At 73.5% G+C, this 11,225-nt stretch carries 7 protein-coding genes and 1 riboswitch; all 7 genes read right to left on the minus strand.

Features of this window, described 5'->3' with window-relative positions; genetic code table 11:
* Positions 1–11 precede the first annotated feature (11 nt).
* From cobI to ABZ464_RS35145, 7 genes are read right to left on the minus strand one after another with little or no spacing between them, the layout of a single operon-like run.
* A complete protein-coding gene (gene cobI / locus ABZ464_RS35115) occupies positions 12–764 on the minus strand; it encodes a precorrin-2 C(20)-methyltransferase (protein WP_359283980.1) in 753 nt (250 codons plus the stop codon).
* Positions 749–2,140 carry a cobyrinate a,c-diamide synthase gene (locus ABZ464_RS35120; protein ID WP_359283982.1) on the minus strand — a complete coding sequence of 464 codons (1,392 nt, stop codon included), beginning with the start codon at positions 2,138–2,140 and terminating at the stop codon, positions 749–751. The genes cobI and ABZ464_RS35120 overlap by 16 nt, the downstream gene beginning before the upstream one ends.
* On the minus strand, positions 2,140–2,748 hold the full coding sequence (gene cobO, locus ABZ464_RS35125) for a cob(I)yrinic acid a,c-diamide adenosyltransferase (protein WP_359283984.1): 609 nt from the start codon (positions 2,746–2,748) through the stop codon (positions 2,140–2,142). The genes ABZ464_RS35120 and cobO overlap by 1 nt, the downstream gene beginning before the upstream one ends.
* Complete coding sequence (locus ABZ464_RS35130; protein ID WP_359283987.1) at positions 2,748–4,739, minus strand: putative cobaltochelatase; 1,992 nt, start codon at positions 4,737–4,739, stop codon at positions 2,748–2,750. Before ABZ464_RS35130 ends, cobO begins: the two co-directional genes overlap by 1 nt.
* Positions 4,736–8,389: a cobaltochelatase subunit CobN gene (gene cobN / locus ABZ464_RS35135; RefSeq protein ID WP_359283990.1), complete on the minus strand. Its 3,654-nt coding sequence runs from the start codon at positions 8,387–8,389 to the stop codon at positions 4,736–4,738. The genes ABZ464_RS35130 and cobN overlap by 4 nt, the downstream gene beginning before the upstream one ends.
* The gene (locus tag ABZ464_RS35140) at positions 8,386–9,876 is read right to left on the minus strand and encodes a cobyric acid synthase (protein ID WP_359283993.1); all 1,491 of its coding nucleotides are present in this window, start codon (positions 9,874–9,876) and stop codon (positions 8,386–8,388) included. Before ABZ464_RS35140 ends, cobN begins: the two co-directional genes overlap by 4 nt.
* Complete coding sequence (locus ABZ464_RS35145) at positions 9,873–10,814, minus strand: cobalamin biosynthesis protein (protein WP_359283996.1); 942 nt, start codon at positions 10,812–10,814, stop codon at positions 9,873–9,875. The genes ABZ464_RS35140 and ABZ464_RS35145 overlap by 4 nt, the downstream gene beginning before the upstream one ends.
* A 121-nt stretch (positions 10,815–10,935) precedes the next feature.
* Positions 10,936–11,071: riboswitch (cobalamin riboswitch) on the minus strand.
* Positions 11,072–11,225: the final 154 nt, after the last annotated feature.

Consider the following 11,225-nt stretch of genomic DNA (forward strand, 5'->3'; position numbering starts at 1 on the left):
GCTGCCCGCTCTCACAGCTTGCCGCCCCGCCCGCCCTCGCGCCGCGCGGGCGCGATCAGCGTCGAGAGATACGGCAGCGGCTCCCCGTCCAGCTCACCGGCCGGCCGGATGGACTCCTGCTCAAGACCCAGCGCCGACCCCCACACCGCGTCCTCGATCCGCCCGGTCTCCCGCAGCGCCTCGGCGACCTCGGCGGCCTGCCGCCCGAACTTGTACGCCACGACCGTCCCCGGCCCGGCCAGCGCGTCCTTCAGCACGGCCGACCCGGCGGTGACCGGCACCAGCGTCAGCGGCTCGGTGCCCTCGGTGAGCACGGCGCCCGAGCGCGCGGCGAGGTCCTGCATGGCGGTGATCCCCGGGACGGTCTCGATGTCCGTCCCCGGCACCAGTTCGGCGATCGTCTGCGCGAGATACGTGAACGTGGAATACACGTTCGGATCCCCGATGGTCGCGAACGCCACGACGCTCCCGTCCCGCCGCAACAGCTCGGCGACCCGCTCCCCGGCCGCGTCCCAGGCCGCCTCCCGCCGCCCCCGGTCGGTCCGCTCGTTCAGCGCGAACACCACCCGCAGGACCTTCTCCCGCTCCACGTAGTGCAGCACGGTCGCCTCGGCGCGCCCCTGCTCCCCGGTGTCCATCACGGGCACGACGACGACATCGGCGGCCCGCAGCGCGTTGACGCCCTTCACGGTCACCAGCTCCGGATCCCCGGGACCCACCCCGACCCCGACCAGCCTGCTGCGCTCGCTCATGACGTCCGGCACCTCTCCACGAACCTACGGGCCACGCCGGGCTCGGCCGCCCAGTGCGTGTGCAGATAACTCGCGTGCACACCTTGTTGTACGAAGCCTTCGACGCGCCGCTCCGGGGTCCGTACGCCCCACGCGGGGGTCGCCCCGGCCCCCGGCTCCACGACCGTCCGATGGAACTCGTGCCCCCGCATCCGTGTCCCGGCGGCCGCCAGCACACTGTCGCTCACGGCGACCGCGTCCCGATAGCCGAGGGTCAGCCGCTCCGACATCCGGGCGGTGGCGTCCAGCACCCCGCACATCGGCTGCCCGTCGAGCTCCCGGCACAGATACAGCAGCCCCGCACACTCGGCGGCGACGGGGGCCCCCGCCTCCACGAGCGCGGCGACGGCCTTCCGCAACGGCTCGTTCGCCGACAGCTCGGCGGCGTACACCTCGGGGAACCCGCCCCCGATGACCAGCCCGGCGGTCCCGTCGGGCAGCCGCTCGTCCCGCAACGGATCGAGGAGGACGACGTCGGCGCCGGCGGCGGTGAGCAGCTCGGTGTGCTCGGCATAGGAAAAACTGAACGCGGCCCCACCGGCAACGGCGACAACGGGCCTGCGCTCTTGGTCGGCCGCCTTCTCGCCCAACCGAGACGGGTGGCCGTGGGTGGGCAAGCCGGGGGTCCAGGGGGCAGAGACCCCTGGTACGGGACCGGCACCCCGGGCAAGCGCCTCCAACGCGCCGAGATCACACCCCGCGGCAACCTGCGCCCCCATGGAGGCGACAGCCTCCACCGCAGCCGACTGCCGTTCGGCAACAGGAACCAACCCGAGATGCCGAGAGGGCGTCGCCACCTGCGCGGCCCGCCGCAAGGCACCGAGCACCGGCACCCCCGCCGACTCCAACGCCTCCCGCAGCAACTCCTCGTGCCGCTCCGACGCGACCTTGTTCAGGATCACGCCCCCCACCCGCACCCCGGGATCCCAGGAGACGAACCCGTGCACCAGCGCCGCCACCGACCGCGACTGCGAAGACGCGTCCACGACGAGCACCACCGGCGCCCCCAGCAGTTTCGCGACCTGAGCGGTGGACGCCAGTTCTCCTTCCCCCGCGGCCCCGTCGTACATCCCCATCACGCCCTCGACGACCGCGAGGTCGCACCCGCGCGCCCCGTGCAGGAACAGCGGAGCGACCAGCTCCGGCCCGCACAGGTACGCGTCGAGGTTGCGCCCCGGTCGCCCGGTGGCGAGCGCGTGATACCCGGGGTCGATGTAGTCCGGCCCGACCTTGTGCGGGGACACGGCGAGCCCCCGCGCGGCGAACGCGGCCATCAGCCCCGTGGCGACGGTGGTCTTGCCGCTGCCGGACGACGGCGCGGCGACGACCAGCCGGGGGATGGACGACATCACCACTCGATGCCCCTCTGCCCCTTCTGCCCCGCGTCCATCGGGTGCTTGACCTTGGACATGTCGGTGACGAGATCGGCGAACTCGACGAGCTTCTCGGGCGCGTTCCGCCCGGTGATGACCACATGCTGGGTCCCCGGCCGGTTCCGCAGCACGTCGACGACCTCGTCCGTGTCCACCCACCCCCAGTGCATCGGGTACGCGAACTCGTCGAGCACGTACAGCTGGTACGTCTCGGCGGCGAGGTCCCGCTTGACCTGCTCCCAGCCCTCCCGGGCCTTCTCCTCGTTGCTGAAGTTGTCGCCCTGGAGGTCGCGCTGCACCCAGGACCAGCCCTCGCCCATCTTGTGCCAGTCGACGGACCCGCCCTCGCCGGAGGCGCCCAGCACCCGCAGCGCGTTCTCCTCGCCGACCTTCCACTTCGCCGACTTGACGAACTGGAACACCCCGATGGGCCACCCCTGGTTCCAGGCCCGCAGCGCGAGCCCGAAGGCGGCGGTGGACTTCCCCTTCCCGATCCCGGTGTGCACCACGACGAGCGGCCGGTTGCGCCGCTGTCGGGTCGTCAGACCGTCATCGGGCACGACACTCGGCTGTCCCTGCGGCATTACGCGGCCCTCCTCTGTACGTCCTTCACCAGCCCGGCGATGGAGTCCGCCCGCAGTTCGTCGAGCGTCACCGCCGTCCCGCCCAGTTCACCCGCGAGCTCTCCGGCGAGCCCCAGCCGCACCGGCCCCGACTCGCAGTCCACGACCACGGACGCGACCCCGTCGGCCGCGAACAGCCGGGCCGCCCTGGAGGCCAGCGCGACCGGCTCCGGACCGCCGGTGGCCCGCCCGTCCGTCACGACCACGACCAGCGCCCGCCGCGCGGGATCCCGCAGCCGCTCCACCCGCAGCACGTCGTGCGCCTTGAGCAGCCCGGCGGCGAGCGGTGTACGCCCCCCGGTGGGCAGCGACTCCAGCCGCGCCGCGGCGGCGTCGACCGAGGAGGTCGGCGGCAGGGCGACGTCCGCCGCCGCCCCCCGGAAGGTCACCAGCCCCACCTTGTCCCGGCGCTGATAGGCGTCGAGCAGCAGCGACAGCACGGCGCCCTTCACGGCGCTCATCCGCTGCCGCGCCGCCATCGATCCGGAGGCGTCGACGACGAACAGCACGAGGTTGCCCTCGCGCCCCTCCCGGGTCGCCTGCCGCAGATCGTCCCGGCGCACCACCAGTCCCGGTCCGGACCGACCGCGCGCCCGCTGGTGCGGGGCGGCGGCCTGCACGGTCGCCGCGAGATGCAGCTTGGTCAGCGTGCCCCGGGGCCGCCGGGCCCCGGTGGTCCGCCCGTGCTCGGTCCGCGCCCGCGACCGCCGCCCGGCGGCCCCCTCCCCGATCCCGGGCACGCTCAGCACCTTGGTGCGGAACGGCTCGGCGGCCCGTACGGCCGACTGCTCGCCCGCGCCGGAGGGCTGCGGCTGCCCGTCCTCACCCGCCTCGGGCCGCGCGCCGGAGTCCCCGCCCTGCGGACCGGCGTCCGGCGTCGGCTGTCCGCCGCCCCCACCGGGCCCGTCGGGGTCGGGATCCGTGTCGTCCTCGTCCTCCCCGGAGAACTCCTCCAGCGTCCGGTCCAGCTTGTCCTCGTCGAGCCCCGGCGCGTCGAAGGGGTTGCGGCGCCTGCGGTGCGGCAGCGCGAGCAGCGCCGCCCGGCGCACGTCCTCCGCCAGCACCTCGGTCCGCCCCTCCCACGCCGCCAGCGCGGTCGCGGTCCGGGCCATCACGATGTCGGCCCGCATGCCGTCCACCTCGAAGGCCGCGCAGGTCGCCGCGATCTGCCGCAGCGCCCCGTCGCCCAGCCGCACTGACGGCAACAGCTTCCGCGCCGCCACGATCCGCGCCCGTACGGCGGCCTCCTCGTCCGCCCACCGCGCGGCGAAACCCGCGGGATCGTCGTCGTACGCGAGCCGCCGCCGTACGACCTCCACCCGCTGGTCGGGCTCGCGCGAGGCGGCCACCTCCACGGTCAGCCCGAACCGGTCGAGCAACTGCGGCCGCAGTTCGCCTTCTTCGGGGTTCATGGTCCCGACGAGCAGGAACCGCGCGGCGTGCCGTACGGAGACACCCTCGCGTTCCACGTACGACGCGCCCATCGCCGCCGCGTCCAGCAGCAGGTCGACCAGATGGTCGTGGAGGAGGTTGACCTCGTCGACGTAGAGGATCCCGCGGTGCGCGTCGGCCAGCAGTCCCGGCTCGAAGGCCTTGACGCCCTCGGCGAGCGCCCGCTCGATGTCGAGCGCGCCCACCAGCCGGTCCTCCGAGGCGCCGACCGGCAGCTCGACCATCCGCGCCGGCCGGGTCTCGAAGGCGCCCGGCTCGTGCGGCCCGTCCGGGCAGGCCGGGTCGGGGGAGCCGGGGTCGCAGGAGAACCGGCAGCCGGAGACCACGTCCAGCGTCGGCATCAGCGCCGACAGGGCGCGTACGGCCGTGGACTTGGCGGTGCCCTTCTCGCCGCGCACCAGCACCCCGCCGACCGCCGGTGACACGGCGTTCAGCAGCAGCGCGAGCCGCAGGTCGTCCTGGCCGACGACGGCCGTGAAGGGGAAGGGGTTGCTGCTCACTGGTCGCCCTCCAGGTCGCCTTCCAGCTCCAGATAGGTGGCCCGCAGCCGCTCCAGGGTGTCGGCGTCCGGTTCCGCCCACAGCCCGCGCTCGGCGGCCTCCAGCAGGCGTTCGGTGATCCCGCGCAGGGCCCACGGGTTGGACTTCTTCATGAAGTCCCGGTTCTCCGGGTCGAAGACGTACTCGGCGCTGAGCTTCTCGTACATCCAGTCGTCGACCACGCCCGCCGTCGCGTCGTAGCCGAACAGGTAGTCGACGGTCGCCGCCATCTCGAAGGCGCCCTTGTAGCCGTGTCGGCGCATGGCCGCCATCCAGCGCGGGTTGACCACCCGGGCGCGGAACACCCGGTGGGTCTCCTCGCCCAGCGTGCGGGTCTTCACCTGGTCCGGTACGGCGGAGTCGCCGACGTACGCCTCGGGGCTGGCGCCGGTCAGATGCCGGACCATGGCGACCATGCCGCCGTGGTACTGGAAGTAGTCGTCGGCGTCGACGAGGTCGTGCTCACGGGTGTCGACGTTCTTGGCGGCGACGGCGATCCGCTTGAACGCGGTCTCCATGTCCCCGCGCGCCGCCCGCCCGTCGAGCCCGCGCCCGTAGGCGTAGCCGCCCCAGACGGCGTACACCTCGGCCAGGTCGGCGTCGGAGCGCCAGTTGCGGGCGTCGATCAGCGGCAGCAGACCGGCCCCGTACGCCCCCGGCTTGGAGCCGAAGACCCGGGCCGTCGCGCGCCGCCGGTCGCCGTGCTCGGCGGTGTCCTCGTCGGCGTGCGCCTTCACGAAGTTGCTCTCGGCGGGCTCGTCCAGCTCGGCGACCGTGCGCACGGCGTCGTCGATCAGCCCCACCACATGCGGGAACGCGTCCCGGAAGAAGCCGGAGATCCGGACCGTGACGTCGATCCGCGGGCGCCCCAGCTCGGCCAGGGGGACCACCTCGAAGCCGGTCACCCGGCGCGAGGCGTCGTCCCACACGGGACGGCAGCCCAGCAGGGCGAGGATCTCGGCGATGTCGTCGCCCTGGGTCCGCATGGCCGACGTACCCCACACCGTCAGCCCGACGGACTTCGGATACGCGCCCGTGTCCTGCAGATACCGCTGCACCAGCGAGTCGGCGAGCGACTGCCCGACCTCCCAGCTCAGCCGGGACGGAATGGCCTTCGGGTCGACGGAGTAGAAGTTCCGGCCGGTCGGCAGGACGTTGACCAGACCGCGGGTCGGCGAGCCGGAGGGGCCGGCGGGGACGTAACCGCCGTCGAGGGCCTTGAGGATGTGGCCGATCTCGTCGGTGGTCCTCGCCAGCCGGGGCACCACCTCGCGGCACGCGAACTCCAGCACGGCGACCGCGTCCGGGAGTTCGGCGCCCAGCACCTCACGCGCGAGGGAACGGCTCTCCGCGACCGTCCAGTCGCGCTCCTCCATCCCCTCCGCGACCCGCCGGCACAGCTGCTCCAGCAGGTCGATGGCGTCGGCCGCCGTCCGCGCCGGGCCCTCGACGAGGTCGGACAGTTCGACCGGCACCTTCACCGGCGCGCCCGGCTCGGCCAGCAACTCCTTCTCGACCAGCCCGAAATGGGCGGCCAGCGAGGCCCTCAGCCCCGGCAGGGCGTTCGCCTGCCCGCCCCACACCTGCGCGGCGCGCAGCACGGCCAGCACCAGGTTCACCCGCGGCTCGCCGACCGGCCCGCCGCCGAGGATGTGCAGCCCGTCGCGGATCTGCACGTCCTTGATCTCGCACAGATAGCCGTCGATGTGCATGACGAACTCGTCGAAGTCGTCCTCGCCCGGCTGCTCGTCCACATGCAGGTCGTGGTGGAGCTCGGCCGCCTTCACCAGCGTCCAGATCTGCGCCCGCACGGCAGGGGCCTTCGTCGGGTCCAGGTCGGAGACGAGCGCGTACTCGTCGAGCAGCTGCTCCAGCTTCGCCAGGTCGCCGTACGTGTCGGCGCGGGCCATCGGCGGCACCAGATGGTCGACGACGGTGGCGTGCCCGCGCCGCTTGGCCTGGGTGCCCTCGCCGGGGTCGTTGACGATGAAGGGGTAGATCAGCGGGAGCTCACCGAGCACGGCGTCCGGAGCACAGCCACCACTCAGCCCGAGTCCCTTACCGGGCAGCCACTCCATCGTGCCGTGCTTGCCCATGTGGACGACGGCGTCGGCGCCGAACGAGTTCTCCAGCCACCGGTACGCGGCCATGTAGTGGTGCGACGGCGGCATGTCGGGGTCGTGGTAGATCGCGATCGGGTTCTCGCCGAACCCGCGCGGCGGCTGGATCATCACGACGACGTTCCCGAACTGCAGGGACGCGAGCACGATGTCGTCCCCGTCGACGTACAGCGAGCCCGGCGGCTCGCCCCACGCCTGCAGCATCCCGTCCCGCAGCTCGGGGTGGAGCTTGTCGAACCACGCCTGATAGTCGGCGAGCGGCACCCGCGCGGGCGCGGCGGCCAGCTGGTCCTCGGTGAGCCACTCGACGTCGTGACCACCGGCCTCGATCAGCCGGTGGATCAGCTCGTCGCCCTCGGAGGGGTACGCGGTGAGGTCGTAGCCGGCGTCCTTGAGCGCGTCCAGCACCCGCACCGCCGACGCGGGCGTGTCCAGCCCGACCGCGTTGCCGACCCGCGAGTGCTTGGTCGGGTACGCGGTGAAGACGAGCGCCAGCTTCTTGTCGGCGTTCGCCTTGTGCTTCAACTGCGCGTGCCGTACGGCGATTCCGGCGACCCGCGCGGCCCGCTCGGGGTCGGCGACGTACACCGGAACGTCGTCCGGCCCCTGCTCCTTGAAGGAGAACGGCACGGTGATGAGCCGCCCGTCGAACTCCGGGATCGCGACCTGCATCGCCGCGTCCATGGGGGAGAGGGCGGCGTCCGACTCGTCCCAGGTCGCGCGCGACGACGTGAGGCACAGACCCTGCAGCACGGGCACGTCGAGGTCGGCCAGCGCGCCGATGTCCCAGGCCTCCTCGTCCCCTCCGGCCGAGGCCTCGGAGGCGTGCGTGCCGCCGGCGGCGAGGACGGTGGCGACCAGGGCGTCCGTCCGGCCGAGGATCTCGTAGAGCCCGGCGTCCGCGCCCCGCAGCGAACCGCAGTACACGGGCAGGGCGTTGGCGCCGCGCGCCTCGATCGCGTCGCACAGGGTGTCCACGAAGCCGGTGTTGCCGCTCAGTTCGTGGGCCCGGTAGAAGAGCACGCCCACGGTCGGCCGGCCGCTCTCCCGCGCACGGGAGCCGTGCACCCCGTACTCGGGCATCTTCCGCGGCTCGACGAACCCCTCACCCGTCAGCAGCACGGTGTCCGACAGGAACCGCGCCAGCTCGGTCAGGTTGTCGGGCCCGCCCTCGACCAGGTACCGCAGGGCCTCCGCGACCACACCGGCCGGCACCGACGACTCGGCCATCAGCTCCGCGTCCGGCACGCTCTCGCCGCCCAGCAGCACGGTCGGGATCCCGGACGCCTTCAGCGCGGCGAGCCCGTCCTCCCAGGCCCGCTTGCCGCCGAGCAGCCGTACGACGGCGAGGTCGGCGCCGTCCAGGAGACCGGGCAGCTCGTCCGTGACGTCGACGCGGGTCGGGTTGCCGATCCGGTACCCGGCGCCGGTGGCGGCCCGGGCCGCCAGCAGATCGGTGTCGGCGGTCGACAACAACAACACAGTGCTCATGCGGGCGCTCCCGGTGGAATGAAAGGCAGTCCTTGCGGCGCGCCCGACTCGATGAGCCGCCAGAGCGCGTCCGTGTCCGCGTGCTGTTCGATCAGGTCGCCGAGCCGGTCGAGCTGCTCCTCGCGCAGCGCGGCGAACGAGGTGTCCGGGGCCGGCACGAACCGGCGGCCCGCGGCGGCCGCCACCTCGCGCAGGAACGCCCGCCGGAACCCGTCGGACTCCAGCGAGCCGTGCCAGTGGGTGCCCCAGGTCTGCCCGACCCGGCAGCCGTCCAGGAAGGGCTCACCACCCTGTACGTCGGCGACCCCGTGATGGATCTCGTACCCCTCGACGGTCTCGCCGAGGGCTTTCCCCACCGGCCGGGTGAGGGTCTTCTCCCGGGCGAACCGCACCCGGACCGGCAGCAGGCCGAGCCCGTCGACGTGGCCCCGCCGGCTCTCCACCTCGTCCTCGATGTGCTCGCCGAGGATCTGGAAGCCGCCGCAGACACCCAGGAGGGGCCGGCCTTCGGCGGCTCTGCGCCGCAGGGCGTCCGTGAGCCCCCGCTCGTGCAGCCACTCCAGGGCCCGGACGGTCCCGCGCGTGCCCGGTACGACCACGAGGTCGGCGTCGGCCAGTTCCTCCGGCCGGTCCACGAACCGCACGACGACACCGGGCTCGGCGGCGAGCGCGTCGACGTCGGTGAAGTTCGACATGAGCGGGATCGCGCACACAGCCACCCGCAGCACGTCCTCGCCGACCGGGGCGGAGGCCCGGGAGTTCCGGACCCCCATCCCGTCCTCCTCGTCGATGCCGAGCCCGTGCCGGAACGGCAGCACGCCGTACGTCCGCCGCCCGGTGAGCCCGTGGAGCATGTCGAGCCCCGGCTCCAGGAGCGAGACGTCCCCCCGGAACTTGTTGACGAGGAACCCGGCGACGAGCGCCTGGTCCTCGGGGGAGAGCAGTGCGACGGTCCCGAAGAAGGAGGCGAAGACCCCGCCGCGGTCGATGTCGCCGACGACGAGGACCGGGAGCCCGGCGTTGCGGGCGATCCCCATGTTCACGATGTCGGTCCGCCGGAGATTGATCTCGGCGGGAGAACCGGCCCCCTCACAGATCACCGCGTCATACGTGCCCCGCAACTCGGCGAGACAGTCGAGAACGGTCCCGAGGAGTTTCTGCTGCCGCCCCCCGTGGTAGCCCCGCGCGCTCAGCTCGCCCACCGGCCTGCCGAGCAGCACCACTTGGCTGCTCTGCTCGCCACCGGGCTTGAGCAGCACGGGATTCATCAGCGCGGTCGCCTCGACACGGCAGGCCTGCGCCTGCATGGCCTGCGCCCGCCCGATCTCGGCGCCCTCCCTCGTCACGAAGGAGTTCAGCGACATGTTCTGCGCCTTGAAGGGCGCGACCTCGACCCCCTGGCGGACCAGCCACCGGCAGATCCCGGCCGTGACGACACTCTTGCCGGCGTCGGAGGTGGTACCGGCGACGAGGAGACCCCCGCTCATGACCTGCGCCCCCTTGCGATGAGTCGCCCGGCGACACAGACGCCGAGCGCGAGCAGACCGACGCGCCGGGAGAGTCGTACGGCCCGCTCGATGTCGCCCGTGGCGACCGCGCGTCCTTCCCCGTTGAGCACGGGCCGGTGCTCGACCCTGCCCCCGTACGCCAGCGTCCCGCCGAGCCGCACCCCGAGGGCCCCCGCGAACGAGGCCTCGACGGGTCCGGCGTTGGGGCTGGGGTGCCGGTCCGCGTCCCGGCGCCAGGCCCGTACGGCGCCTCGGGGATCGTCCCCGGTCACCGCGGCGAGTACGGCGGTCAGCCGCGCCCCCGGCCAGCCGGCGAGGTCGTCGAGCCGGGCCGAGGCCCACCCGAACCGCCGGTGGCGGGCCGACTTGTGACCCACCATCGCGTCCAGGGTGTTGACGGCCCGGAACCCGAGCAGCCCCGGCACTCCGCCCACGGCACCCCACACCAGGGCGCCCACGACGGCGTCGGAGGTGTTCTCGGCGACGGACTCCACGACGGCCCGTGCGATCCCGTCGGCGTCGAGCGCCTGCGGATCCCGCCCGCACAGATGCGGCAGCCGGGCCCGCGCCCCCTCGACGTCACCCGCCTCCAGGGCGCGCCCGATGGTGCGGGCCTCCCGGACGAGCGAGGTCCCGCCGACCACGGCCCAGGTGGCGGCGGCGGTGAGGGCGACGGAACCGGCGGGGGAGCGGCGTACGACCTTCTCGGCGGCGGCCCCCAGGGCCAAGGCGCCACCGGCGCACACGGCGGTGTGCAGGGCGCCCCACCCCCGGTGGTCCCGCCACAGCACCCGCTCCACGGCGCCGGCGGCCCGCCCGAACGCGGCGACCGGATGCGCCCGGCGGGGATCGCCGAGGAGCAGGTCACCGAGGAGTCCGGCGGCGGCGCCGTACGCGAAGACGCGATCGGCTCGCATCGGCTCAGCCGGCCGTGGGGTCGGGCAGCGATCCTGGGCTGTACCTGAGAGCCTGCCCGCGGCAGGCACTCAAACGGCAGGCGAGCATGGCGATATGTCCTCACTCAGGGTGTCCACGCCCTGGTTCGACGAGACCGGCGGCGAGAGTTCCTGGCTCCCGGGGCTACCTACCCCGGTGACAGTGGCGGGACCGCGCCGGATTCTCACCGGCTTCCTCTTCTGCCGTCGTACATGGCTCCGGCAGTCCACCACGCCCCTTCCGGGGCCGTCAACTTGCCGTTGACCTGCGCGGGGAGAGTGTGCAGAACCCCACACGGAGGCCGTGCGCGGGCTGTTCGCCCGGGCATGCGAAACGGGGTGCGGGACGCCGCACACGACCCCCACCCCGCGGGGCGCAGCGAAGGGGGCGGG

Source organism: Streptomyces sp. NPDC005820 (assembly GCF_040630255.1).
In the GTDB taxonomy this organism is placed as follows: Bacteria; Actinomycetota; Actinomycetes; order Streptomycetales; family Streptomycetaceae; genus Streptomyces.

Excerpts from the sequence above, each read along its gene's own strand:
- ABZ464_RS35120 (WP_359283982.1), bottom strand. The coding sequence starts at position 2,140 with ATGTCGTCCATCCCCCGGCTGGTCGTCGCCGCGCCGTCGTCCGGCAGC.
- cobO (WP_359283984.1), bottom strand. The coding sequence starts at position 2,748 with ATGCCGCAGGGACAGCCGAGTGTCGTGCCCGATGACGGTCTGACGACC.
- cobN (WP_359283990.1), bottom strand. The coding sequence starts at position 8,389 with ATGAGCACTGTGTTGTTGTTGTCGACCGCCGACACCGATCTGCTGGCG.
- ABZ464_RS35140 (WP_359283993.1), bottom strand. The coding sequence starts at position 9,876 with ATGAGCGGGGGTCTCCTCGTCGCCGGTACCACCTCCGACGCCGGCAAG.
- ABZ464_RS35145 (WP_359283996.1), bottom strand. The coding sequence starts at position 10,814 with ATGCGAGCCGATCGCGTCTTCGCGTACGGCGCCGCCGCCGGACTCCTC.